Source organism: Kitasatospora sp. MMS16-BH015, assembly GCF_002943525.1.
GTDB lineage: Bacteria > Actinomycetota > Actinomycetes > Streptomycetales > Streptomycetaceae > Kitasatospora.
On sequence record NZ_CP025394.1, the window covers coordinates 6,884,597 to 6,909,089 of the forward strand.

The following is a 24,493-nucleotide window of genomic DNA, read 5'->3' on the forward strand; positions in this document are numbered from 1 at the left end:
TACCAGCAAGGGGATTTGCCATGACGTACCGCATGCCGGCCGAGTGGACCGAGCACGAGGGCTGCCTGATGGCCTGGCCGGTGCGCCCGGACCTGTGGGGCGACACGCTCGACGAGGTGCAGCACGAGTACGCCGCAGTGGCCCGCGCGATCGGTGAGTTCGAGCCGGTCACCATGGTGGCCCCGCCCGGACACGGCGACCGGGCCCGGGAGTTGTGCGGCGAGGCCACCACGGTCATCGAGCTGGCCCAGGACGACTCCTGGTTCCGCGACAGCGCGCCGATCTTCGTGCTCGACGAGCAGGGCCGCCGGGCCGGGGTCGACTTCCGGTTCAACTCCTGGGGCCGCAAGCACCACCCGTGGGACTCCGACGACCGGATCAGCGGCTTGCTGCTCGCGCACCTGCGCGTCCCGGCGATCCGCTCCGAGATGATCCTGGAGGGCGGCGCGATCACGGTGGACGGCGAGGGCACCCTGATCACCACCGAGCAGTGCCTGCTGCACCCCAACCGCAACCCGGGGATGAGCCGCGAGGAGATCGAGGCCGAGCTCAAGGAGCGGCTGGGCGTCAGCAAGGTGATCTGGCTGCCGTACGGCGGCGCGCTGGACACCGAGACCGACGGGCACGTGGACGGGGTCTGCGCCTTCGCCGCCCCCGGCAAGGTCGTGGTGCAGCTGCCGGCCGACCCGGAGCACCCCGACTACGCCCGGATGCGGGCCAACCGGGCCGTGCTCGCGGCCTCCACCGACGCGCAGGGCCGCCCGTTCGAGATCGTCGACGTGCCGCAGGCCGCCTTCGTCGAGGTGGACGGCAAGGAGACCGAGGTGGGCTACCTCAACTTCTACCTGGCCAACGGCGGCGTCGTGGTGCCGGTGGCCGACCACCCCGAGGACGCCGGTGCGCTGGCCGTGCTCGCCGAGGCCTTCCCCGACCGCAAGGTGGTCGGCGTGAAGTCGCGGGTGATCGCCTACGGCGGCGGCGGCATCCACTGCATCACCCAGCAGCTCCCCGCCGCCCGGGACTGACCTCACGACCGCACATCCTGCGAACGGAGAACCCCCCTCATGACTCCCACCGCGCCCGCGAGACGCAGCCACCCGCTCCGGCGGCACGCCGTGCTCGCCACCGCGCTGCTCTGCGCCACCGCCCTGGTCGCCGCCTGCTCCGGACCGCCGAAGTCGGCCGACCAGGGGGGTGTCAAGCTCTCCGCCACCACCCCGCCCGCCGCCGGTGAGATCGACTCCTTCACCTGGGCGACCTACGCCGAACCCCCCACCCTGGACTACATCCAGGCCTTCGACTACCCGCAGAACACCATCCTCTCCAACGTGTGCGAGAGCCTGATGCGCTGGACGCCCCAGCTCACCCTGGCTCCCGGCCTGGCGGAGAAGGCGAGCAGCCCGGACCCGACCACCTGGGTCTACGACCTGCGCCCGAACGTGCACTTCCACGACGGCTCGGTGCTCACCGCCGAGGACGTGGTGTTCAGCCTCGGCCGGCAGACCAACCCGGACAACGCCGCCGCCTGGGCGCAGTCCTTCCAGAACGTGGACACCATCACCGGGACCGGCCCGCTCCAGGTGACCGTCAAGCTCAAGAAGCCCGACTCGCAGTTCCCGCAGTACATGGCCACCGCGGCGGGCGTGATCGCCTCCAAGGCGGGGGTCACGGCGGCCGGCAAGGACTACGGGACGAGCGGCAGCCTGGACTGCACCGGCCCCTTCAAGCTGGGCGGTTGGGCCAAGGGGCAGTCGATCGAGCTGGACCGGTTCGACGGGTACTGGGGCACCAAGGCCAAGGCGGGCAAGGCGGTCTTCCGCTTCCTCACCGACCCGGCCGCGCGGACCAACGCGATGCTCAGCGGCGAGGTGGACGGTGGCTACCTCATCCCGACCGAGAGCTACGACCGGCTGAAGAGCGGCGGCCCCGGCACGCTGTACTTCGGCGAGGGCCTGAGCACAGTCAACCTCAACGTCACCTCGATGAAGGGCCCGCTGGCCGACCTGCGGGTGCGCAAGGCGCTCTCGCTCGCGCTGGACCGCACCGGCTTCGTCCGCACCGGCCTGGCCGGGGCCGGCACCGTCACCGGCTCGCTCACCACCAAGGCCGCCTGGGCCGGCGCCCCGGCCGAGGCGCAGCAGGCCGCCTTCGCCCACCTCACGCCCACCGCCCAGGACCTGGCGCAGGCCAAGTCGCTGGTCAAGGAGGCCGGGGCCGAGGGCAAGGTGATCACGGTGGCCACCAGCACGATCGGCCAGGACGTCTCGCTGCTGGCCACGGCCGTGCAGGCCGCCGGCGCGAGCATCGGGCTGAACGTGCAGCTGAAGACGGTCGCGCCGAACGCCTTCACCGCGCTCTTCACCGACCCCAAGGCCCGCGAGGGCCTGGACATGTTCCCCGAGACCTACTACGACTCGATCACCGACCCGCTCGACCTGCTGGGCAACTTCAAGACCGGCGCGTACCAGAACTTCGCCGGCTACAGCGACAGGTCCTACGACGCGCTGGTCGACCAGGCCACCGCCGAGCAGGACCCGGCCAAGCGGGCCGCGATCGAGGCCAAGCTCCAGCAGACCGCCTCCGAGCAGCTGCTCTGGATCCCGGTGGCCGAGTGGCCCACCGCGCTCTTCCTCAACAAGCGGATCACCGGCGCGCCGACCACCATCTCCTACCTCTACTACCCGTGGGCGGCCGACGTCGGGGCGGCCAAGTGAACTTCCTGAGATTCGCCGCCCGGCGGCTGGTCGAGATGGCCGCCACCCTGCTCGGCGCCTCCTTCGTGGTCTTCGGCGCGATGTACCTGGCGCCGGGCAACCCGGCGAGTTTCCTCCTGTCGGGCCGCTCGGCCTCCCCGGCGGCCCTCCAGGCGATCAACGAGCAGTACCACCTGGACGACCCGTTCTTCGAACGGTACTTCCGCTGGCTCGGCCAGGTGCTGCACGGCGACTTCGGCCGGTCCATCACCTACCGCACCGACGTCTCCAAGCTGCTCGCCGACCGGCTGCCCGCGACCCTGACCCTGGTGGCCATGTCGCTGGTGGTGGTCGTGGTGGTTGGCCTGGTGCTCGGCTGGATCGGTGCGGTGCGCGGCGGCGCCACCGACTCCACCATCCTGATCGGCACCACGCTGGCCGTCGGCACCCCCTCCTTCGTGGCGGCGGTGCTGCTCCAGGGCCTGTTCGCCGTCAAGCTCGGCTGGTTCCCCAGCAGCGGCACCGGCGACGGGTTCGGCGACCTGCTCCGGCACCTCACCCTGCCCTCGATCGCGCTCGCGCTCTACCTGATCGGCATGCTCGCCCGGGTCACCCGGGCGGCGATGCTGGAGCAACTGGAGGGCGAACATGTGGCGGTGGCCCGCAGCCGCGGCGTGCCGGAGCGGGACGTGATCCGCCGGCACGTGTTCCGCAACTCGCTGGGCACGGTGCTCACCACCGGGGGCCTGATCGTCTCCACCCTGCTGGTCTGCACCATCCTGGTCGAATCCGCCTTCTCCATCGGCGGCATCGGCCAGCTGCTCGAACTCTCCACCACCACCAAGGACTTCCCCACCGTCCAGGCCATCTCCCTGATCATCGTCGCCCTGTTCATGACCGTGAACCTCCTCGTCGACCTGCTCCACCCGCTGGTCGACCCCCGGGTCACGCTCGGCTCCAGGAGGTCCGGCCCATGAGCGCCGTCCTCACCCGCCGGCCCGGCCTCGGCCGCCTCCGGGCCACCCGCGCATCTCTCCAACTCGCCTGCCTGGTCTTCGTCGCGCTGGTCGTGGCGGCCGCCCTGCTCGCCCCCTGGCTGGCCCCGGCCGACCCGAACGCCGTCGAGCTCTCCAACGCGATGGCCGGCCCCTCGGCCGACCACCTGCTCGGCGTGGACGCGGCCGGCCGGGACACCCTCTCCCGGCTGCTGCTCGGCGCCCGCACCTCGCTGCTCGGCCCGCTCGGCGTGGTCGTCTTCTCCACCGTCGGCGGGGTCGCGGTCGGCCTCGCGGCCGGCTGGCGCGGCGGCTGGCTCGACTCGGTGCTCTCCCGCTCCACCGAGCTGGTCTTCGCCTTCCCCGGCATGCTGCTCGCCATCCTGATCGTCTCGGTCTACGGGGAGGGCCTGCTCGCCCCGGTGATCGCGCTCGCGGTGGCCTACCTGCCGTACGTCTCCCGGCTCACCCGCTCGCTGGTGCTCGCCGAGCGCGAGCGCCCGTACGTGAGCGCGTACCGGGTGCAGGGCCACTCGGCGGTGCAGATCTGCCTGCGCCACGTGCTGCCCAACATCGCCGGGATCGTGCTCGCCCAGTCCACCATCAACTTCGGCTACGCCCTGATGGACCTGGCCGGCCTCTCCTTCCTCGGCCTCGGCGTGCCCGCCCTCACCCCCGACTGGGGCCGGATGGTCTTCGACGGCCAGACGGCGATCCAGCACGGCTACCCGCTCTCCGCGGTGCTGCCCTGCGTGCTGATCGTGCTCACCGTGGTCGCCTTCAACGTGGTCGGCGAGCGCTGGGCCGACCGGGTCACCCGGAGGTCCCTGTGAACGCGGCACCGACCAACGCGCTCGACATCCAGGGGCTGCGGCTCCGCCTCCCCGGCACCGCACGGCCGGTGCTCGACGGGGTGGACCTCACCGTCGCCCCCGGCGAGACCGTCGCGCTGGTCGGCGAATCCGGCTCCGGCAAGACGCTCACCTCGCGCAGCGCGCTCGGCCTGCTGCCGCCCGGCGGCGCCACCGAGGGCCGGGTGCTGGTGGACGGCGAGGACGTGCTGACCATGACCCCCGACCGGCTCCGCGCCCTGCGGGCCGGCCGGGCCGCGATGGTCTTCCAGGACCCGCGCGCCGCCGTCAACCCGCTCCGGCGGGTCGGCGACTTCCTCACCGAGGGAGTCCGGCTGACCGGCCTGCTCGGCCGGGACGAGGCGGCGGCCCGGGCGGTCGAACTGCTCGAAGCCGTGGGCCTGGGGCCCGAGTTGCTGCGCCGCTACCCCGGCCAGCTCTCTGGCGGCATGCTCCAGCGGGTGATGATCGCCGCCGCCCTGATGGGCGACCCGGTGCTGCTGCTGGCCGACGAGCCGACCACCGCGCTGGACGTCACCAGCCAGGCCGAGGTGGTCGCCCTGCTCGGCCGGCTGCGCGAGCGCTTCGGCACCGGCCTGCTCTTCGTCACCCACGACCTGGGCCTGGCCGCCGCGATCAGCGACCGGGTGCACGTGATGTACGCGGGCCGGATCGTGGAGAGCGGCCCCGCCGCCGCCCTCTTCGAGGACCCGCGCCACCCGTACACCGCCGCCCTGCTCGCGGCCACTCCGCACCTGGACGCGGCGCCCGGCCGCCTGGCCGCCATCGAGGGCCAACCACCGGATCTGCGGCAGGAGTTGACCGGCTGTTCGTTCGCCGCCCGGTGCGCCCTGGCCACCGACCTCTGCCGCGAACGGACCCCGGAGACCAGGCCCGCCCTGGAGCGGCCCGAACAGCTGGCCGCCTGCCACCACAGCGACCGGCTGCCCCTACTGGAAGGGAGCGGCACCGATGCTTGAACCCACCTCCACCGGCGAGGCGTTGAGCGTCTCCGGCCTCTGCCGCAGCTTCGGTGAGCTGCGCGCCGTCGACGAGGTCTCCTTCCGGGTGGCCGCCGGCGGCTCGCTCGGCATCGTCGGCGAATCCGGCTCCGGCAAGACCACCACCGCGCGGATCATCGTCGGCCTGGAGCAGGCCGACTCCGGCGAGGTCACCGTCCGGGGCCGCCGCCGGGCGGGCCGGGCCCGGGGCCGGGCCGAACGGCTGGCCCGGGCCCGCGAGGTGCAGATGGTCTTCCAGGACCCCTACCTCTCGCTCGACCCGCGCACCAGCGTGGCCGGCGTGCTCCGCGAGACGCTGAAGCTGCACTTCCCCGGCGCCGACCACGAGGCCCGGGTCAGCGAGCTGCTCGACCAGGTCGGTCTGGGCGCCCGCGCGGCCGAGGCGCTGCCCCGGCAGCTCTCCGGCGGCCAGCGCCAACGCGTGGCCATCGCCCGGGCCTTGGCGGTCGAGCCGGCCGTCATGGTGCTGGATGAGGCGGTGGCCGCGCTGGACGTCTCGGTGCAGGCGCAGGTGCTCAACCTGCTGGCCGACATCCGTGAGCAGACCGGCATCGGCTACCTCTTCATCACCCACGACCTCGGCGTGGTGCGCTGCGTCACCGAGGAGGTGGTGGTGATGCGGCACGGCCGGATCGTCGAGGCCGGCCCCACCGGGCAGGTCCTGGGCGACCCGCAACACCCCTACACCAGGCTCCTGTTGGAGTCGGTGCCGCGCCCCGGCTGGGATCCGGGCCGGATCGCGGCGGCCCGGCGGGCGCTGTAGCGGGCAGGTTTCACCCCGATGGCGGACAGCTCTCGGGGCGGTGTGCGGCTCCTCCTTCAGTAGCCTGCGGAGCCGTACGCCGACACCGACCGGAACGAGGCTCCATGGCGCACCCCGGGCCGTCCCGCCGCTCGCTCCTGCACTCCGGGGCCGCACTCGCCGCGCTGGCCCTGACCGGCGGCTGCTCCTCCTCCGGCGGCGGCGACGAGCCCGCGCCCTCGGACAGCGGGTCTCCCTCGGGCGGCCCGAGCGGGAGCGCTTCGGCCAGTGGCTCGGCCGGTGCCTCGGCCAGTACTTCGGCCGGTGCCTCGGCGGCCGGGCGGGCGATGCCCGCCGAGGCGGGCTCGCACACCCGCACCTTCATGGCCTGGCCGGCCCTGGAGGAGGTCTGGGGCGACCAACTGCCGGGCGTCCGGCAGGACATCGCCGGGCTGGCCCAGGCCATCGCGGCCTTCGAGCCGGTGGTCCTGCTGGCCCGCCCGGACCAGGCCGAGCAGGCCCGGCAGGCCGTCGGCTCCTCGGTGGAGGTGCTGGAGCTGGCCGTGGACGACCTGTGGGCCCGGGACACCGGGCCCACCTTCGTCACCGGGCCGCAGGGCCTGACCGGGATCGACTTCAACTTCAACGGCTGGGGCAACAAGCAGGCCCACGCCGCCGACAGCCAGGTGGCCCGGCTGCTCCTGGAGCACTACAACGTCCCGCGCGTCCAGGCCCCCGTCACGGGCGAGGGTGGCGCGATCGAGGTGGACGGCGAGGGCACCCTGCTGGCCACCGAGAGCTCCTGGGTGAACGAGAACCGCAACCCCGGCAAGACCCGGGACCAGATCGAGGCGAGCCTCAAGGACCTGCTCGGCGTCCGCAAGGTGCTCTGGATCAAGGGCGTGGCCGGCCAGGACATCACCGACTGCCACATCGACGCGCTCGCCCGGTTCGCCTCCCCGGGCACCGTGGTGCTGCACCGGCCCGCCTCGGACGCCCCGACGGACGTCTGGACCACCGCCTCGGACCAGGCCCGCGCCGTGCTGAGCGGCGCCAGCGACGCCAACGGCCGCCCGCTCAGGGTGGTCGAGCTGCCCGAGCCGGACATCAACGCCATCCCCGGTGCGGGCAAGGAGTTTCTCGCCACCTACCTCAACTACTACGTGTGCAACGGCGGGGTGATCGTGCCGAAGTTCGGCGACCAGGCCGCGGACGACCGCGCGGTCTCGATCATCGGCGGCCTGCACCCCGGCCGGAAGGTCAGCCAGGTGTCCATCAACCACATCGCCTCCGGGGGCGGCGGCATCCACTGCGCGACCCAGCAGCAGCCGGCCGCGACCGGCGGCACCACCGTATGACCGCCACCACGACCGCCACCAAGTGGCACCGCAGCCGGTTCGTGGTCGGGCTGGTGCTGCTCGCCGTGCTCTGCTCCGCCGGCATCGCGCTCTACCTCAACGAGCGCGACACCCGGCAGCAGGCCCACGAGCTCGCGCTGCCGACCAGCGGCGACTGGGTCGAACTCGACGTCACCGCCCAGGAGATCGACCCCGGCACGGGGGCGATGAGCCTCTACGTGGTGCCGGTGCCGCACGGCGGCCTGGCCAAGGACGCCGAGCTCGGCTCCTTCACCCGCCAGGTGGACATCGTGGTCCGCTCCACCGCCCGCACCGACCTGCGGGCCACCCCGGGCGAGGCCGCCACCCCGAAGCCGGTCTCGGCCAACCTGTACGACGGCACCGAGACCGACTACCCCTTCGACCGGTACCGCTTCGCGCTCTCCTTCACCGCCTCGGACGCCGCCGGGTCGGTGCCGGTGGGCCTGGTCTTCGCCGACTCCGACCCGTTCTTCTTCGTCCGGCCGACCGGTGACCAACTAGGTTCGGGGGAGGTGCTGTTGAGTGGCCGGATCAGCCGGGCCCGGAGCACCTTCATCCTCTCCTGGTTCATGATCGTGGCGATGTGGGCGCTCGCCCTGGCCGTGCTGGCCGGGGCCGAGGTGCTGCGCCGGAGCCGGCAGGGCATGGTCTGGCCCTCGCTCGGCTGGATGGCCGCCACCCTCTTCGCGCTGATCGGCATGCGCAACGCGGCCCCCGGCTCACCGCCGATCGGCTCCCTGATGGACTACGTCTCCTTCTTCTGGGCCGAGGGCATCATCGCGGCCAGCCTGGTCTTCACGGTGGTCTCCGGCAGCCGGGTCGAGCACCGCAGACGGATCGAGGCCGAGAGCTGACGCCCCGCCGATCCTATTCCTGACGCTCCGTCAATCACTGTGCGGTGGCGGCCAGTGAGTCGAGCAGGGTGCGCAGCACCAGGGCCGAGTCCACCGCCCCGTCCAGCGAGCCGATCGCGGCCAGCCCGTCCACCGCGGCCGCGAAGGCCTCGCCGAGCACCGCCGGGTCGGCCGCGCTGCCGCGCTCCTCGACCAGGGTGCGGAAGAGCTGCACGAAGCAGCTGCGCCAGCGCCCGTACTCCGCGTCCAGGCTGACCCGCACCCGGTCGTCGTTGAGCGCCAGCCAGTGCAGCGCGGCGTGCAGCCGGGCCAGGTCCGGGCTCTCCGGCCGGGTGAGCAGGTCCAGTACGCGGCCGGCCCGTTCGGCGAAGCCGCCGGGGCCGGTGACGGCCTCCTCCAGCGGGGCGATCCACTCGGGCCGGATGTCGGCCACCACCGCGACGATCAGGTCGGTGCGGTCGGCGAAGTGGTAGTGGCACATCCCGTGCGAGACCCCGCAGGCCGCGGCCACGTTGCGGGTGGTGAACCGTCCGGCGCCGTCGCCCGCGAGCAGCGTGCGGGCCGCCGCGATCAGCCGGGCCCGGGTCTGCTCGCCTTTCGCGGACGCACGCGTCCGGCCACCGGTCGTACCTGTCGCCTCTGTCGCCATGGCCGTCACTGTAGCCACCTGCCGGACCCGATCCTGGCCGGGCGCTGTGAAAGCTATTGACCGAGCGCTTGGTCAGTTTTACGGTTCTGCTCAACTGCTCTACGGGCAGCGGAGTTTGACCTTCCCCCACAGCTTGCATGGAGGCACCCCATGGACGAGTACGCCCGGTTCGGCAGACGCGGCTTCCTGGCCGCCGCCGGTCTCACCGCGGCCGGCGCCGCCCTCACCGGCGTCGCCGGCACGGCCTTCGGCGCCACCGCCGCGCGCCGCGCGGTCGGCGCCCCGGCGGTGGCCGGCGCCTTCCAGGTGCCGGTGGACACCGTGCCGCACACCCGCACCTGGATGGCCTGGCCGGACAGCTCCGGCATCTGGGGCGGCAAGCTGAGCGGTGTGCAGTCCAACATCGCGCTGATCGCCAAGACCATCGCCAAGTACGAGCCGGTCACCATGCTGGCGAACTCGGCCAGCGTCTCCAAGGCCAGGTCGATGTGCGGCTCGGCCGTCACGGTGATCGGCAGCATCCCGGTGGACGACTGCTGGATGCGCGACACCGGCCCGGTCTTCCGCACCGACGGCGCGGGCGGCCTGGACACCGTCGGCCTCAACTTCAACGGCTGGGGCAACCACCAGACCCACGCCAAGGACGCGCTGGTGGCGCAGCGAATAGCCTCCTACCTCGGCCTGCCGTTCACCGCCGCCGGGCTGGTCGGCGAGGGCGGCGCGATCGAGACCGACGGCGCCGGCACGCTGATGGCCACCAGGAGCAGCATCATCAACTCCGACCGCAACCCCGGCATGACCCAGGCCCAGCTGGAGTCCGCGATGTGCGCGGCGTACGGCGCGTCCAAGGTGATCTGGTTCACCGGCATCGCCGGCCAGGACATCACCGACGACCACGTGGACGCCACCTCGCGCTTCCTGGGCCCCGGCACCGCCGCCGTCCAGATGCCGCTCTCCGGCGACACCGACGTCTGGTCGAACGACGAGCGCCAGCAGTACCAGGCCCTCTCGGCCGCCACCAGCGCCCAGGGCACCCGGTACGCGATCACCCAGATCCAGGGCCCCAACTACAACCTGATCCGCTCCACCAGCCCCGATTTCGTCGGCTCCTACGCCAACTACTACGTCTGCAACGGCGCCGTCATCTCGGCCCAGTTCGGCGACACCCGGGCCGACGCCGCCGCCAAGACCACGCTGGCCAGGCTCTTCCCGGGCCGCACCATCGAGCAGCTCAACATCGACAACCTCGGCGCGGGCGGCGGCGGCATCCACTGCGTCACCCAGCAGCAGCCGGCCGTCTGACCCCGGTGCACGGCTGAGGGGCCGGTCGTGGGCCCGGTCCGCCCGGCGATAGCATCGTGATCATGGCGGATTGGGAACTGCGACCGGCCTCGCCGGCGCACGTGGAGCTGCTGGCGGAGCTCCGGGCCGAGACCCTGCGGGCCGACCTGGAGCGGCTCGGGGTCTACGACGAGCACCAGGTGCGGCAGCGGCTGCGCGACAAGTACGAGCCCGAGCACACCTGGCTGATCGAGGTGGCCGGGGAGTTCGCCGGCAGCGTGGCCCTGCGGCCGGCCGAGGACGCGCACTGGCTGGAGCACTTCTACCTCGCCGCCGCCCACCAGGGCCGGGGCATCGGCGGCGCGGTGCTGGCCCGGCTGCTGGAGGACTGCGACCGGGCTGGCCACCGGGTCAAGTTGCAGATGCTCCAGGGAAGTTCGGCCATCACGCTGTACCAGCGGGCCGGCTTCACGGTGGAGCACGAGAGCTGGTCGGACGTCTTCATGGTCCGCGAAGCCGCCTGAGGGGCCTCGCTAGGGCACCGGCTCGTGCATGGTCGAGCAGTGGATGCCGCCGCCCCCGGTCATCAGCCGGTCCACGTCCAGCTGGACCACCTCGCGGCCGGGGAAGGCCGCGGCCAGCGCCTCCCGGGCGGCCTCGTCCTTGCGCCGGTCGCCGAACTGGGTGGTGATCACGCCGCCGTTCACCACGTGGAAGTTCAGGTAGGAGTCGACGAACTTCGAGCTGCGGGAGCGCACCTCGTCCGGGCCGTGCACCGGGATGACCTGGAGCCGGCGGCCCCGGGCGTCGGTCGCGGCGGAGAGCAGTTCGAACTGCTCGCGGGCGTCCCGGGCCCAGGCGTCGTTGCGGTCGGCCGGCGGCAGCTGCACCATCACCACTCCGGGGCGGACGAACCGTGAGGTGACGTCCACGTGGTCGTCGGTGATGTCCTGCCCCTTGAGCCCGGGCAGCCAGATCATGGTGTCGGCGCCGTAGGCCTCCAGCACCTCCGCCTCGATCTCCTCGCGGCTCATGCCGCGGTTCCGGTTCTTGTTGACCAGGCTGCTCTCGGTGGCCATCACCGTGCCGTCGCCGTCGGTCTCGATCGCGCCGCCCTCGCCGACGAACTCCGCGTAGGAGTACCGCAGCCCCCGGCGCTCGGCCACCCGCTCGGCCACCAGCGCGTCGTCGTGGTGGACCTGCTTGTTGCCCCAGCCGTTGAAGTTGAGCACCACCGCGTCCAGCCCGCCGTGACCGTCCCGGCGGAAGACCGGCGCGATGTCGCGCATCCAGAGGTCGTCGGTGGGGATGTCGGAGATCACCTCCACCGTCGGCCCGCAGCGGGCCCGGGCCTTGTCGGCCGTCCACTCGTCCGGGGCGCAGAGCACCACGGGCTCGAACTCGGCGATCGTCCGGGCGATCAGCGCGATGTCCTCCTGGACGCCACCCAGGCGCAGGCCCCAGATGCCCCGGCGGGAGGGCCAGGACATCCAGGTGCGGGCGTGCGGCACCTCGTCGGCGGGCACCCAGGGGTAGGCTTCGGTAGGGTTAACTGAAAAATCAGTCAGTCTCGTGCGCATGCGGCCACCGTACCTCGCGAACGGTCGCGGTGCACGGGCCCGGAGCCGGACCTTGGCAAGGGGGCGGGCTCGGTCGCGGGCGCGCGGGCCCGGCTCGGTCAGCACCCGAGCCGGGCCACCTCCGCCTCGATGGCCTCGGCCATCAGGGTGCGGGCGTGGGCCAGCGGCAGGCTGCCGCTGAGCCAGCGGGTGCTCAGGCCCTCCAGCAGGGCGGTCAGCCGCTCGGCGGCGCCGGCCAGCGCCACGGCCGAGGACATCGGCTGCACCGCCCCGAGCAGCTCGGCGATCTCCTGCACCCAGACCCGGGTGGCCCGGGCCAGGTCCTCGCGCAGCGTGTCGTCGAAGACCGCGCTCGCCCGGAGCTCGCCCCAGGCCGTGCTGTTCTCCCGCACCTCGTCGGTGTCCTGGAGCTCGAGCAGCAGCGTCTGGTCCAGCTCCTCGCGCGGGGTCGGCGGCGGCGCGTCGGCCGCCCGCTCGGTGGTGTACCGCTCCGCGCGGTCGTTGATGAACTCCAGGGTCTGCTTCAGAATCCCGGTGCGGTCCTTGAAGTGGTAGTAGATCAGCGCGGTCGACACGCCCGCCTCGGCCGCGAGCTCCTCCACCCGCAGCCCACGCACCCCACGCCGCGCGATCACCCGCGCCGCTGCTTCCATGATCGACGTTTTACGACTGGCCACGATCCACCACCTTACCGGCCCTGACCGCAGAGTCAGCGGGCTCGGTGGCGCCCGGCTCCGCTGAGTTCCGGCAATCCCCTCCCGGCCGGCCGTTCCGGCGGGCATCGTGGGGGCATGACCAAGAGCGAGTACCAACCCGCCCCGACGGGCGCCTGCTGGTGTGGTTGCGGCGCGGCGTTGGGAGCCGGGTCCTTCTTCGCCCAGGGTCACGACAAGGTGGCGGAAGCCGCCTTGCTCGCCGCCCTCGGGGCTCCGGTCAGCATCAGGAACCACCGGAAGAAGGCCGGCCACTGACGACCTCCCGCACGCCACGGCTCACCGTGCACGAGGTCGTCAGTCCAGCTCCGCCAGCCGGTGGTGGTCCGTCTTGCCATTGTGGTTGAGCGGTAGTTGTGGCAGCCAGGTCAGCCGGCTGGGCAGCATGTACGGCGGCAGGACCGCGCGGAGCATGCCGAGCAGCTCGTCAGCCGAGTGACGCGCTCCCGTGTGGAAGGCGTGCAGTGCGGCTGCGGAGACCTGGACCACCGCGACGTCCGAGACACCGGGGACACGGCGCAGTGCCGTCTCGATCTCGGCGAGCTCGACGCGGTAGCCACGGATCTTGACCTGGCGGTCGATCCGGCCGACGTGGACGAGTTCGCCTCCCTCCAGCCGGACCCGGTCTCCCGTGCGGTACCAGTGGTCGGCAGTGAGCCGTGTACTGCCGTCGTACGGCTCCGGTGCACGTTCAGGGCCCTCGGCCGACGAGCCGCGGAGGAACCGCCCGAGGTCCGCGGACGGATCGGTGTACCCGGCGAAGCGCTGCGGGCCCCGGACGCACAGTTCGCCGTCGGTGCCCGGTCGGCCCGCCGGGTCCAGGAGCAGCCAGTCGAGGGCGGGGTGCACCCGGCCGATCGGGAGGGTGCCGTTGCCGGTGGCGGGCCAGTGGGCCGGATCGGACGGCAGGTCGTACCCGGCGCAGAACACGGTGAGCTCGGTCGGGCCGTAGAGGTTGGCGATCCGGGAGTTCGGTGCGGCGGCCGCCCAGCTCAGCGCCTGCGCCGCGGTGAGCGGTTCGCCGCCGAAACCGCTCCACCGCAGGCTCGGCATGGCCCCCGGGACGAGGAGTCGCAGCTGCACGGCGCGCGAGATCGCGGAGGGCACCGAGAAGAGGTGGGTGAGGCGCTTGGTCCGGACGAAGTGCGTCGGCAGCATCGACTCCCGGCCGACCGGCAGCACCGCCGTCGCGCCGCTGCACACGGCGCCGAACAGGCTGATCACGGACGGGTCGAAGACGAGGTCGGTGGTGAAGGCCACCCGAGCCCCCACGGCCAGGCCGTAGTGCGGGAGGAGGTGGGCGAGGAAGGCCACCGCGTTCCGGTGCAGGATCGGCACCCCCTTGGGCGCGCCGGTCGATCCGGAGGTGAACAGCACGTACGCCTCCGCCTCCGGGTCGGCCGAGGACGGGGACGGGGGTGGGGGAGGCGGTGGCGCCGCCCCCGGGGCCGGGGTGCGGAGGACGGTGATCCCGGCCTCCGGGTACCGGTGGAGTGCTTCCTCCTCGACGGCACCGGCGGCCAGTACCGTGGTCACCCCCGCCAGCCGACAGACCGCGAGGTGCCGCTCGACCGGGAAGCCCGGGTCGAGCGGCACCACTGCGGCCCCCGCCCGGAGGATCCCGAGGTAGCCCAGGCAGGCCTCGAGCGTGCGGGAGCCGAGCAGCCCGATCCGCCCGCCTGCGGCGGCGGGCAGGAGCCGCTGCACGGCGCCGACCTCGGCCAGGAGCTCGCGGTACGGCACGGAGCGCTTGCCGTGTTCGAAGGCTACGGCGTCCGGGTGCCGGCGGGCCGCCTGCTCGTACAGAGTGACCAAGGTGTCCGAAGTGGCCACGCCGGTCAGCTCCGGCCGGCAGAGGCCGCGGCCCGGCGCGTGGAGCACTCCGCCACGACCGTGCCGAAGCGGCCGTCGAGGAAGACCGCCTCCAGCGGGAATTCGATCCCGAGTGCGGCCTCGACGCGTTCCATGAGATCGACGACGCCGAGCGAGTCGCCGCCGGCCGTGAAGAAGTTGTCCTCCTCCGAGGTGGGCTCGGCCTTCAGGACGGCGGTCCAGGCCGCGCGGACGGATTCCCGGGTCTCGGGGTCGTTCATGGTGGTACTCCCAGCGCAAGGGTCGGCGGATCTCAGCGGGTCAGCTGAGTGGCGGTCAGGATGGTCTGCCCGGTCTCGGTGGCGAAGGAGAACCGGAGGGTGTCGAGCGCCCGCGCGATGGTGTCGAGCATCGCGGCGTGGTCCGGCGCGTGTCCGCAGAGCAGGTCGAGGGTCTGGGTCATCACACCGCCGGGCAGTGAGGTGCCCGGACGGACGTGCGGGATGTAGGCGGTGATGCCGGGCTGCCGCAGCACCTCGTCGACGCCCTCGACCGAGCTCAGGACCGAGGGGAAGCGGGGTGCGGGATTGGTGTACTGGAAGTACACCCGCTCCGGCCCGGCGCCCCGGGGGTCCGGACGCTCGCCGAGGGCGATCGCACCCGAGAGCCCGACCAGGTCGAGGCCGGCCGCCCGGACGGCGAGTTCCTGGACCAGACCGCCCAGTCGGCCGTTGACCTCGATGATGCGCGGGCCGGCCGGGGTGAGCTTGATCTCGGTGTGGGTGATCCCGGTCGTGACCCCGAGGGCGCGGAGGGCGCCCGTCGCCAGCCGCTCGACGCCCTCGCGCTCCGGGCCCGGCAACTGGCTGGGCCAGAACTGCGCGGTCTCGCGGAACGGCGGAGCCAGCGGCAGCTTGCCGGTGACGGCCAGATGGTGGACCCGGCCGTCGACCACCGCGCTCTCCACCGAGACGTAGTCGCCGAACGGGGCCGTGTCCGCGCCGGCCAGGTAGCTCTCGAGGACGAACTCCTCCGCCACCGCCCCGGCCAGGGCCCGCCGGAGCAGCCGGCTGCCGGTCTCGGGGTCGGTGATCAGGTGGGTCTCCCGACTGCCGCTGCCGGTACGGGGTTTGAGGACGGCCGGCAGACCCACCGGAGCAAGCAGCGCCGCACGCAGCGCCTGGACGGTAGGGACCGGGCAGGACGGGACGGTGTCGACCCCGGCCCGGGCGAGACGTTCGCGCTGGGCCAGCTTGTCCGTCAACAGCCGCACCGTCGCCGGTGTGTGGGAGACCAGCCCGGCGCCTTCGGCGAACAGCGCCGTCCGGGCCAACTGCTGCTCACTGAAGGTGACGATCCCGTCCAGCCCCACCGCTCGGACGGTGGCGACGTCCTGGGCGTGGTCACCGGTGAGCAGTACGGTCTCGCCCCCGCGCCGGATCAGCGGGAGCAGCCGACGGTTGTGCTCTCCCGGCGGCAGGAGGAAGACCGGCGCGGCCAGCCGGGCCACGCCCGGCTGGATCTCGCCGAAGGAGGCCGCACCCTCGTCGTAGACGACACCGAGCCGCTTCACGGCTGCCCCACGGGCGGGGTGGCCAGGCGGCGGAGGTGCTCGGCGAACCGCTCCGTCAGATCCTCCACCAGCGCGGGAGGCACCGCATCGGTCCGGTAGGTGGTGGCGATCCACAGGGCGTCCCGGTCGTACTCCACGTCGATGTCGAGCGGTCGCCGCGCGGTCGGCGCCGTACCGGCGGGCTCGGCGACCGGCTCGTCGATCCGCTCGACCACGACCCCGTCGAGGTCCGGGCCCGGGCCGGCCGCCTCGGCCGGCTCCAGGCCGAACTTGACGGGGAAGAGGTCCTCGGCCCGGTGCTCCGCCAACAGTCCCTCCCACTGCCGGCGCGGGGACAACCGCCAGTCGGCCAACTGCCGTTCGAGCTCGCGGACCAGCGCCGGGCCGGGCGGCACGGTCAGCCGGGCACCGAGGAAGACGCTGGTGGAGAAGTACCCCATGGCCCGCAGCGACCGGCTGTCGGTCCGGCCGCTGAACGAGGTCCCGACGATCACCTCCGGGTCACCGAGCACCTCGGAGAGCGCACCGAGCAGGGCGGCGAGCCCGATCAGGTACGGAGTGACCGAGAGCCGGGCTGCGGCGGTCGTCAGCAGCCGGGCCGGCTCGCCGCCGAACCTCTTGCGGTGGACCCCGGCCGGGCCGCGCGGAGTCGAGGCCGCGCGGCTCAGCGCCCGGACGGCCCGGTAGTCGCGCCCGAAGAGCTCCGCCCGATCGGGGTGCCCGCGGTCGGGCCCGGTGGTGGGCGGCCAGTACTGCGGTGGCGCAGCGGAGGCCGCCAGACCGGCGAGGTCGCGGTAGCCGTGGGCGAGTTCACGGTAGAGGAGACGGAAGCCCCAGCGGTCGACGACCAGGTGATGGCCGGCCACCACGAGCACGGACTCGGTGGGCGAGACCCGGCCGAGCCAGACTCGCAGCAGCGGCCCCCGGTCGAGCTCCATCGGCCTGGTGGCCCGATCGAGACCGGCCCGGGCGGCGGCTGCCACGGACGGGAAGCCGGCCTCCTGCTCGAAAGTCTCCGCCTCGAAGGCTTCCGCCTCGGAGGCCTCCGTCGGGAGTCCGGACCGGTCGAAGACCAGTGCGCAGTGGTCGCCCTCCTGGGGGAAGACGGACCGCAGCACCTGGTGCCGGGAGAGCACCAGGCCGAGGGCGGCCCGCAGCCGGGCCGGGTCGACCGGCCCGGTCAGCCGGAAGGCCTCGGACAGGAGGTAGTAGGTGTCGCGGCGGCCGCCGATGAAGGCGAGCATGGTCCGCTGCTGTTCGGTCAAGGGGTGGCGGGTGAGGGTACTGGTACCCCCCGGCGCAGGTGTGGTCATCATCCGATTCCGTCGTCCACGGGGACGGCCCGCGGCAAGGAACGGGTACGTCACCGGCCCGGAGAACACCGGGTGGGAGGAGAGAACTGACCGAGGAGTGGACGGTCCGACGCGTCCACGGCCGACCAGTGCCGGTCGGCGCCCCCGGGGCGAGGCTGTCGGCGGACCTGCCCGGACCGCGCCTCGTGCGGCCCAAAGGTAGCGGCCGTTCCGCTTCCGCCGCAAGGACATTGACCGTTCCGTCGGTCTTTTCGCAATTCTCCCCGTTGGCATGAACGGAGCCGTGGTCTAAGGTGACCGGCAATCAGCCCGTGACAATTCCGGGCACAACTCCCCCCACCCCGACCCGTCAAGGGCGACTTCTCCGCCCGGGAGGCGAGCCGAATTGCTCACCCCTGTTGTCCGTCATTTCCTGGGACCGGCCGGTCCGGCCCGCCGGCTGCTGTCGGCGGCATTGCTCGAAGCCGCTGGAACCGGCTGCCTACTGACCGTGAGCGTGGTCTATTTTCACGGCTCTGTCGGTATTCCCGCCGGTGCGGTCGGAATGGCCCTTTTCGTCTCCGGGGCGGTCGCCCTGGCGGCGGGGGTGCCGACCGGGATGCTCGCCGACCGGTTCGGACCGCGCCGGGTGCTGGTGGGAGCGCTGCTCGCCCAGGCCGCCGCCATGGCCGCGCTGGTCCTGGCCACCTCGGCGTGCACCCTGGCGGCGGGCCTCTCGGCGGCGGCGATCGCCGAGCGGGCGGCCTACGCGGCGCGAGGGGCGCTCATGGCCGAGGCGTTCCGGGCCGACCGGGTGGCCTCCCGCGCCCGGATGCGCGCCGTCGGCAATCTGGGCATGGTGGCCGGCGGGGCGGTCGGGGGACTGGCCCTGCACGCCGGGTCGGCCACCGCGCTGCGGGCGGCGATCCTGCTGAACGCCGTGGGCTTCGCGGCCTCGGCCGTGCTGGCCCGGAAGCTGCCCGCCCTCGCCCCGAAGGGCGGCGGCCCGGCCGGGGAGCGGGCCCCGGCCCCGGTGCTGAAGGACCGCCGGTTCCTCGCGCTGACCGCCGTCAACGCGGCGGTCTGCCTGCACTACGGGCTCTTCGAGGTGGCCATGCCGCTCTGGGTGGTCGAACACACCGCGGCGCCTCGCTGGCTGGTGAGCGTGCTGGTGATGGCCAACACGGGCCTGGTGGTGGTCCTCCAGGTCAGGCTCAGCAGGGGCAGCGACGACGCGCCGGGCGGAGCCCGGTCGATCCGCCGGGCCGGTCTGCTGCTGCTGGTCGCCTGCGTCGGGTTCGGCTGGGCCGGACGGCTGCCGGGCTGGGCGGCCGTCCTCGCGATGCTGACCGCCGGCACGGTCTACACGGTCGCCGAGATGCTCCAGGCCGCAGGCTCCTGGGGGGTGTCGTACGCACTGTCCCCCGAAGACCAGCACGGCGAGTACCAAGGGGCATTCGGTACCGGCGCCGCGGCGGGCACGGCCCTCGCGCCGGTCTTCGCCACGGAGCTGGTGCTCCGCGGGGAGGGGCTGGGGTGGATCGCCGCCGGCGCGCTCCTGTACGCGCTCTGCCTGGCCCTGACCCCGCTCACCCGCACGGGTCGGTCGGAGCCCGCCCGGGTGCCCGCCTGAGCGCCCCCGACGAGGGAGCCGCGCCGCGCCGCGCTCACCGGCCCGGTACGACCGCCCACACCGGACGGAGCTCGGCGCCCCGGCGCCGCTTCGGCTCGCCCGAGCCGAGGCCGAGCCGAAGGGTGGTGCAGCCCCGGTGCTGGGCGAACCGCAACGGCGCGTAGACCAGGGTCTCGCTGTACACCAGGTGACGCAGCCCGGACTCCTCGGTCAACCCGATCTCCCCGGTTTCCGCGGTGCGTCCGTGGCAGGCGGCGAACGACACCGCGAGCAGCCGGCCCCCCTGGTCACGGACGGCGAAGGAGGCCCAGCCGTCCGCCGCCTGCCGCACCCAGGCGCGCAGCCTCATGGCGATCAGGCGCGGGTGATCGGGCGTCCCGTGCCGGGCGCGCAGCGCCGCGATCAGCTCGACCGCCTCGGGCAGCAGCGATTCGAGGTCCGCAGCGCCGCCCTCGACCGCGCGCAGCCCGAGCCGGTCCAGCTCGGCCCAGTCCTTCCGGACCGTCCGGCGGTGCTGGGCGGGGAGGTGCCCGAGGTAGCCGTCGTCCCCGTCAGCAGGCACCGGCAGCACGGCCTCCTCGGCGATCCGGCTGACCGTGCCGGCGCCGGCGGCCGAGTGGTACGCCGCCAGCAGCTCGTCCGGTACGTAGAGGCCGAAGGCGCGCAGCCCCTGGCCGGCCGCCCAGTCGAAGGCCCGCTCCGCGAGGGCTGCCCGCACCCGCCCGGCCTCCTCCGGCACGAGGCCGGCCCGCACCACCGGGCCCGCGATCAGATCGTGGTAGCCGCCGACGTACAGCCAGGTGGCGGGGTCGGCGGGCCACTCCGCCGTGAGGTCCGGCAGCAGTGCGCGCGGATCCATCGCCGGGTCCGGCACCGAGCCGGTGATGGGCCGATAGAGGGGGAGCACGCCGAGCACCGCGCCGCCGGACCGGGCCACCGCCCAGTGGACCTGCCAGCGCCGGTCGAGCGCCGCGGCGCGGACGGCGGGCGGGAGCAGGGCGAGGCCGGCAGCCGTCCAGCCGGGGCCGCCCTCGGGCAGCAGCGCCGGGTCGGGGCGCACCACTTCGGTGTCGATCGGCCGACCGCCGGAGGGTTCGTCGCCGAGGACCTGGATAACGGGTCTTGACATCGTCTTCCCGGGGCTGTGGTGGGCCTCCCCCACCGCGGGTGGGGCGGGGCCGGACGAGTGAGGCCGTCAGGCTAGCCAGTGCCTGACCAGCGATGCAATGTGAGATTGCAATTGCACAAGCTCGCGGTGTGTTGCTAGGGTGAGCTCCCGTTGGAGCAGGATTCGCTCGCCGTACACCTTTCCGACACGCCGCCCCCGTCCGACACCGGCCCGTTCAGCCGGTCCGGGGTGCAGTGCGAACTCTCTCTTTTCCGCGCCCGTGAAACGCCTGAACGTGATCGGAGCGCTTTCCGGACGCTGTCTTCGACTTCCACGAGAAAGGTGTCGTCATGCCCAGAATCGCCATCACGGGAGGGGCCGGATTCGTCGGAACCAATCTGGCTCTCCTGGCTCGGCAGCGCGGTCATGAAGTGATTCTCGTGGACACGGCGGACCGCCTGGGTCGGCTGCGCCACAGCGGGCTCCTGGATTCGGCCGCCTGCGAATTCCTCGACCTCGCCGACCCGGGCGCGGCCTTCGCCGCCGAGGCCGACGTCTTCGTCCACCTCGCGGCGCTCCCGCACGTCGACTACTCGCTCTTCCACCCGGAGACGGCGGTCCGCAACAACACCGCCGCCCTGCTCTCCGTGCTCTCGGCCGCCCGCGCCACCGGCACGCCGGTGCTGTTCACCTCCTCCATCGAGGTGTACGGCGGCAACGACGGGCCGCTCTTCCGCGAGGAGGACGCGCCCCTGCCGCTGTCCCCCTACGCGGCCTCGAAGATCGGCGCTGAGCACATCGTCGACTCCTATCGGATCAACTACGGGCTCCGGGCCACCACGGTCCGCCTGACCAACCTGTACGGCCCCTGGCAGGCTCCGGACCGGATCATCCCCCGCATCGTCCTCCAGGCCCTGCTCGACACCCCCTCCGAGGCGGTGACCGGCCGGCTCCGCGACTTCCTGTACGTCGAGGACGCGGCCGAGGCGCTGCTCCTGCTCGCCACCGGCGAGCACACCGGCGAGACCTTCAACCTGGCCGCCGGCCAGGCCGTGGCCCTGGAGGAGGTGGCCGCCGCCGTGATCACCGCCGCCGGCAGCGGACGGTTCACCACCGTCGACTCCCCGCCCCGGGACGGTCGCGGCCCCTCGCTGGTCGCCACCTCCGACCGCCTCAACCTGGCCACCGGATGGCGGCCCACCGTGCCGTTGGCCGAGGGCATCCGGCGCACCGCGGACTGGTACCGGGACAACCGCGCCTGGTGGTCCCGGTTCGAACCGCTGGTCACCACCGACCGCCGCACGGCGGACTTCCTCGCCGACCACGTGCTGCCGCTCACCCTGCAGGTCCCGGCATGACCCCGGGCGCCCTCAGCGAGCGCGTCGTGGCACAGGAGTCCGCCCACCTGGGCCACGGGCTCTCCACCGCGGCGACCCTGCCGGCCGCCCTGGTCAGCGGCAAGGGGGTGGTGGTCCACGACCTCGACGGGCGCCGCTACCTGGACCTGTTCGGCGGCGCGGGCCGCTGCCTGCTCGGCCACGGGGACGAGGCGTTCACCCGGGCCCTGGCCGACCAGGCCCGGAGCCTGGTGGTGTCCCGGCACGCCCACCCGGTACGTGCCCGGTACGCGGCCGAGTTGGTGTCCCTGGCACCCTCCGGGCTCGACCACCTCTCCCTGGTGTCCACCGGCAGCGAGGCCGTCGACTGCGCCGTCCGGATCGCCCGGGCCGCCACCGGACGGGACACCGTGCTGGTCTTCGAGGGCGCCTTCCACGGGCGCACCACCGGAGTCGCGGACTTCACCGACCCCCGGTGGCACCCCGGTCCACGAGGCCACCACCCGGTGGTCCGCTGTCCGTACCCGACCGAGCAGGACGACCCGGCGGCCCGGCGGCTCGCGGCGGAGGCCGTCCGGTCCGCGCTGGCGGGGCGGACCGTGGCAGCCGTACTGATCGAACCGGTGCAGGGCAGCGGCGGCAACCGGGCCTGCCCGCCGGCCTTCCTCCGGACACTGGCCGAACTCTGCGCCGCGACCGGGTCGCTGCTCCTGCTCGACGAGGTGGTCACGGGCTTCGGGCGCACCGGAGCGGTGTTCGCGGCTACGGCCGCCGGGGTGCGGCCCGATCTGCTGATCCTGGGCAAGGGCATGGCCAACGGCGTGCCGATCGGCGCAGTCCTCACCTCCTCCGCCCTCGCGGCCACTCCGCCGCTCGGGCTCCCCGGCGGGATGTCCAGCACCTTCGGCGGCAATCCGCTGGCCGTCGCAGCCGCCGCGGTGACCCTCGACCTGCTGCTCGGGCGGGAGTTGGCGGAGCAGGCCGCGGTGGTGGGCACGCAGTGGCGGCGGCTGCTCTCCGAGGCGCTCGCCGGCCATCCCGCCGTCGCATCCGTCCACGGCACCGGCCTGCAGATCGGGGTCCGGCTGCGGCACGCGGCCGACGAGCGGGCCTTTCTGGAGGCCGGTCTCGTGGTCGGGACCAGCGGCGACACCGTCCGCCTCAACCCCCCGCTGGTGCTCAGCCACGCGCAGGCCGACGAGGCGACCGAGCGGATCGTCCGCGTCCTGGGCCGCGCCACCACGCGGGGCGCGGCGGCATGACGACCCTGCAGATCATCGGCGCCAGCAGCGCCGTCCCCGATCCGGGCAGCGCCACCTCGTGCTACCTGGTGCGCGGGCAGGGCATCACCGTCCTGCTCGAATGCGGCCACGGTGCCGTCGGTGCGCTCCGCAAGTACGCCGACCCGGCCGAGCTCGACGCCGTGCTCGTCTCGCACCTGCACCCCGACCACTGCCTCGATCTGGTGGCCCTGCGCAACCATCTCGTCGTCCATGGCCTGCCTAAGCTCCCGCTCCTCCTCCCCGTGAACGGACCCGCCGTCCTGCGCGCGCTCGGCGAGGCCCTGGGGCTGGGCGCCGGCTACTTCGACCCGGCCTTCGACGTCCGGACCTACACCGCCGGCCTGCCCTTCGCCCTCGGCGACCTCACCGTGGACGCCGTCCGCACCCGCCACAACACGCTCGCCAACGCGCTCCGGCTCACCGACGGCGCCGGCCGCCGGCTGGTGTTCAGCAGCGACACCGGCTGGTTCCCCGAACTGGCCGAACTGGCCACCGGGGCCGACCTCCTGCTGATCGAGGTGACCGACCCGGTCACCCCCGACCACGGGCCCCGCTGGCACCTGTGCCCCCGGGACGCGGCCCGGGTCATCGCCGCGGCCCGGCCGGGCCGGGCCCTGCTCACCCACTACGTGGCCGGGGCGGGCGACCGGATCCTCGCCGACACCGCCGCCGGCTGCCCGGGCACACCCGTGCGGCTTGCCATCGAAGGAGAGACCCATCATGTCGGTGCCTGAGCGAGCGCGGGCCGGTGCCGGTGCCCGGCTCGGGGTGGACGTGGGCGGCACCAGTGTCCGCGCTGCCCTGGTCGACCCGACCGGGGTGCTGGTGAGCCCGCTGGTCGACGCACCCAGATCGCCGGATCTGATCAGTCAACTCTCCTCTATTTACCATGATTTGACTGATAGTCAGAGTGTGGTGGTCGCCGGTGCGGGGCTGGCCGTGCCCGGCTCGGTCGACCCCGCCACCGGCCGGATCGGGTCCGTGCCCACGGCGCCGGCCCTCCAGGGGCTCGACCCGGCGGACATCCGGCTCGGCCCCGGCCTCCCGATCCGGGTCTGCAACGACGCCAACGCGGCGACGATCGGTGAATGGACCCACGGCGCAGCCGTAGGCGCCCGCCATGTCGTCGGTCTCTTCGCCGGCACCGGGGTCGGCTGCGGGGTCGTCATCGACGGGGTGCTGCTCACGGGCAGCCGGGGCCTGGCGGCCGAGGCCGGGCACCTCGTGGTCGACCCCGACGGACCGCCCTGCCCCTGCGGTGGGCAGGGGTGCCTCGAACAGTTCGCCTCGGGCACCGCGGTGGCCCGCTGGTACGGCGAGGCCACCGGCCGGTCCGTCCCGGGCGCGGCCGAGGTGGCCCGCGCGGCCCGCGGCGGCGATCCGACAGCCCGGCAGGCGTTCGAGCGGGCCGCGCGGCTGCTGGGCGTCGCCGCGGCCGGCCTGGCCAACCTCTTCAACCCCGAGGTGATCGTGCTCGGCGGCGGGATGGCCGCCGCCTGGGACCTGCTGGAAGCGGACCTCACCCGAGCCGTCGCCCGACACACCATGCCGCTCACCGCACGCGGCCTGCGCCTCGCACCCGGCCGGCTCGGGCGCGCCGCCGGGGTCGTGGGTGCCGCCGCCTCGGCTCCGGCCGACTGACCCGTCACCTCACCTCACCCACACCGGACCACCGTCGACCGGGCTCCGGACCACA

General features: G+C 73.4%; 24 protein-coding genes. 16 read left to right on the plus strand and 8 right to left on the minus strand.

What is annotated here, in order from left to right; all coding sequences use genetic code 11:
• Positions 1–20 precede the first annotated feature (20 nt).
• The 8 genes from CFP65_RS29340 (at position 21) to CFP65_RS29375 (ending at position 8,536) form a co-directional block, all read left to right on the plus strand.
• Positions 21–1,025, plus strand: a complete 1,005-nt coding sequence (locus tag CFP65_RS29340; RefSeq protein WP_217368197.1) for an agmatine/peptidylarginine deiminase — start codon at positions 21–23, stop codon at positions 1,023–1,025.
• A 39-nt stretch (positions 1,026–1,064) separates the two neighbouring features.
• On the plus strand, positions 1,065–2,714 hold the full coding sequence (locus tag CFP65_RS29345; protein WP_104819009.1) for an ABC transporter substrate-binding protein: 1,650 nt from the start codon (positions 1,065–1,067) through the stop codon (positions 2,712–2,714).
• Complete coding sequence (locus tag CFP65_RS29350) at positions 2,711–3,670, plus strand: ABC transporter permease (protein WP_104819010.1); 960 nt, start codon at positions 2,711–2,713, stop codon at positions 3,668–3,670. The genes CFP65_RS29345 and CFP65_RS29350 overlap by 4 nt, the downstream gene beginning before the upstream one ends.
• Positions 3,667–4,521 (plus strand): ABC transporter permease, encoded by an 855-nt coding sequence (locus tag CFP65_RS29355; RefSeq protein ID WP_104819011.1) that lies wholly within the window; start codon positions 3,667–3,669, stop codon positions 4,519–4,521. The genes CFP65_RS29350 and CFP65_RS29355 overlap by 4 nt, the downstream gene beginning before the upstream one ends.
• Entirely contained in the window at positions 4,518–5,519 is a 1,002-nt protein-coding gene (locus CFP65_RS29360; RefSeq protein WP_254552630.1) for an ABC transporter ATP-binding protein, read from the plus strand. Before CFP65_RS29355 ends, CFP65_RS29360 begins: the two co-directional genes overlap by 4 nt.
• The gene (locus CFP65_RS29365) at positions 5,512–6,324 is read left to right on the plus strand and encodes an ABC transporter ATP-binding protein (RefSeq protein ID WP_104819013.1); all 813 of its coding nucleotides are present in this window, start codon (positions 5,512–5,514) and stop codon (positions 6,322–6,324) included. Before CFP65_RS29360 ends, CFP65_RS29365 begins: the two co-directional genes overlap by 8 nt.
• Before the next feature lie 104 nt (positions 6,325–6,428).
• Positions 6,429–7,661, plus strand: coding sequence for an agmatine deiminase family protein (locus CFP65_RS29370; protein ID WP_104819014.1), 1,233 nt, complete (start codon positions 6,429–6,431; stop codon positions 7,659–7,661).
• Complete coding sequence (locus CFP65_RS29375; RefSeq protein WP_104819015.1) at positions 7,658–8,536, plus strand: DUF4436 family protein; 879 nt, start codon at positions 7,658–7,660, stop codon at positions 8,534–8,536. The genes CFP65_RS29370 and CFP65_RS29375 overlap by 4 nt, the downstream gene beginning before the upstream one ends.
• A 34-nt stretch (positions 8,537–8,570) precedes the next feature.
• On the opposite strand, the gene CFP65_RS29380 is transcribed toward CFP65_RS29375, so the two are convergent.
• Entirely contained in the window at positions 8,571–9,185 is a 615-nt protein-coding gene (locus tag CFP65_RS29380) for a TetR/AcrR family transcriptional regulator (RefSeq protein ID WP_104819016.1), read from the minus strand.
• A 150-nt stretch (positions 9,186–9,335) separates the two neighbouring features.
• On the opposite strand from CFP65_RS29380, the gene CFP65_RS29385 reads away from it, so the two are divergent.
• Positions 9,336–10,487: an agmatine/peptidylarginine deiminase gene (locus CFP65_RS29385; protein ID WP_104819017.1), complete on the plus strand. Its 1,152-nt coding sequence runs from the start codon at positions 9,336–9,338 to the stop codon at positions 10,485–10,487.
• 62 nt (positions 10,488–10,549) lie between these two features.
• Positions 10,550–10,990, plus strand: coding sequence for a GNAT family N-acetyltransferase (locus tag CFP65_RS29390; RefSeq protein ID WP_104821210.1), 441 nt, complete (start codon positions 10,550–10,552; stop codon positions 10,988–10,990).
• 9 nt (positions 10,991–10,999) lie between these two features.
• On the opposite strand, the gene CFP65_RS29395 is transcribed toward CFP65_RS29390, so the two are convergent.
• On the minus strand, positions 11,000–11,992 hold the full coding sequence (locus CFP65_RS29395) for an agmatine/peptidylarginine deiminase (RefSeq protein ID WP_254552631.1): 993 nt from the start codon (positions 11,990–11,992) through the stop codon (positions 11,000–11,002).
• Positions 11,993–12,144: 152 nt separating this feature from the next.
• Positions 12,145–12,699 carry a TetR/AcrR family transcriptional regulator gene (locus CFP65_RS29400; RefSeq protein WP_371682477.1) on the minus strand — a complete coding sequence of 185 codons (555 nt, stop codon included), beginning with the start codon at positions 12,697–12,699 and terminating at the stop codon, positions 12,145–12,147.
• Between the two features lie 138 nt (positions 12,700–12,837).
• Between CFP65_RS29400 and CFP65_RS39285 the strand changes: the two genes are divergently transcribed.
• Positions 12,838–13,017, plus strand: coding sequence for a hypothetical protein (locus tag CFP65_RS39285; RefSeq protein ID WP_158702412.1), 180 nt, complete (start codon positions 12,838–12,840; stop codon positions 13,015–13,017).
• A 39-nt stretch (positions 13,018–13,056) separates the two neighbouring features.
• Here CFP65_RS39285 and CFP65_RS29405 read toward each other — a convergent pair whose 3' ends face one another.
• Genes CFP65_RS29405 through CFP65_RS29420 form a run of 4 tightly spaced genes read right to left on the minus strand, consistent with a single transcriptional unit; the run spans position 13,057 to position 17,409 of the window.
• Entirely contained in the window at positions 13,057–14,592 is a 1,536-nt protein-coding gene (locus CFP65_RS29405) for an AMP-binding protein (RefSeq protein WP_104821211.1), read from the minus strand.
• Between the two features lie 5 nt (positions 14,593–14,597).
• Positions 14,598–14,852 carry an acyl carrier protein gene (locus CFP65_RS29410; protein ID WP_104819020.1) on the minus strand — a complete coding sequence of 85 codons (255 nt, stop codon included), beginning with the start codon at positions 14,850–14,852 and terminating at the stop codon, positions 14,598–14,600.
• Between the two features lie 32 nt (positions 14,853–14,884).
• Positions 14,885–16,144: a hypothetical protein gene (locus CFP65_RS29415; protein ID WP_217368198.1), complete on the minus strand. Its 1,260-nt coding sequence runs from the start codon at positions 16,142–16,144 to the stop codon at positions 14,885–14,887.
• Positions 16,141–17,409 carry a condensation domain-containing protein gene (locus CFP65_RS29420; protein ID WP_158702413.1) on the minus strand — a complete coding sequence of 423 codons (1,269 nt, stop codon included), beginning with the start codon at positions 17,407–17,409 and terminating at the stop codon, positions 16,141–16,143. Before CFP65_RS29420 ends, CFP65_RS29415 begins: the two co-directional genes overlap by 4 nt.
• Positions 17,410–17,911: 502 nt before the next feature.
• Between CFP65_RS29420 and CFP65_RS29425 the strand changes: the two genes are divergently transcribed.
• The gene (locus tag CFP65_RS29425; RefSeq protein WP_158702414.1) at positions 17,912–19,069 is read left to right on the plus strand and encodes an MFS transporter; all 1,158 of its coding nucleotides are present in this window, start codon (positions 17,912–17,914) and stop codon (positions 19,067–19,069) included.
• Positions 19,070–19,103: 34 nt separating this feature from the next.
• On the opposite strand, the gene CFP65_RS29430 is transcribed toward CFP65_RS29425, so the two are convergent.
• A complete protein-coding gene (locus CFP65_RS29430; RefSeq protein WP_104819023.1) occupies positions 19,104–20,198 on the minus strand; it encodes a GNAT family N-acetyltransferase in 1,095 nt (364 codons plus the stop codon).
• A 329-nt stretch (positions 20,199–20,527) separates the two neighbouring features.
• Between CFP65_RS29430 and CFP65_RS29435 the strand changes: the two genes are divergently transcribed.
• From CFP65_RS29435 to CFP65_RS29450, 4 genes are read left to right on the plus strand one after another with little or no spacing between them, the layout of a single operon-like run.
• A complete protein-coding gene (locus CFP65_RS29435) occupies positions 20,528–21,535 on the plus strand; it encodes an NAD-dependent epimerase/dehydratase family protein (RefSeq protein WP_104819024.1) in 1,008 nt (335 codons plus the stop codon).
• On the plus strand, positions 21,532–22,776 hold the full coding sequence (locus tag CFP65_RS29440; protein ID WP_158702415.1) for an aspartate aminotransferase family protein: 1,245 nt from the start codon (positions 21,532–21,534) through the stop codon (positions 22,774–22,776). The genes CFP65_RS29435 and CFP65_RS29440 overlap by 4 nt, the downstream gene beginning before the upstream one ends.
• Entirely contained in the window at positions 22,773–23,531 is a 759-nt protein-coding gene (locus tag CFP65_RS29445; RefSeq protein WP_104819026.1) for an MBL fold metallo-hydrolase, read from the plus strand. Before CFP65_RS29440 ends, CFP65_RS29445 begins: the two co-directional genes overlap by 4 nt.
• Complete coding sequence (locus CFP65_RS29450) at positions 23,518–24,438, plus strand: ROK family protein (RefSeq protein ID WP_104819027.1); 921 nt, start codon at positions 23,518–23,520, stop codon at positions 24,436–24,438. The genes CFP65_RS29445 and CFP65_RS29450 overlap by 14 nt, the downstream gene beginning before the upstream one ends.
• The last annotated feature ends 55 nt before the right edge of the window (positions 24,439–24,493 follow it).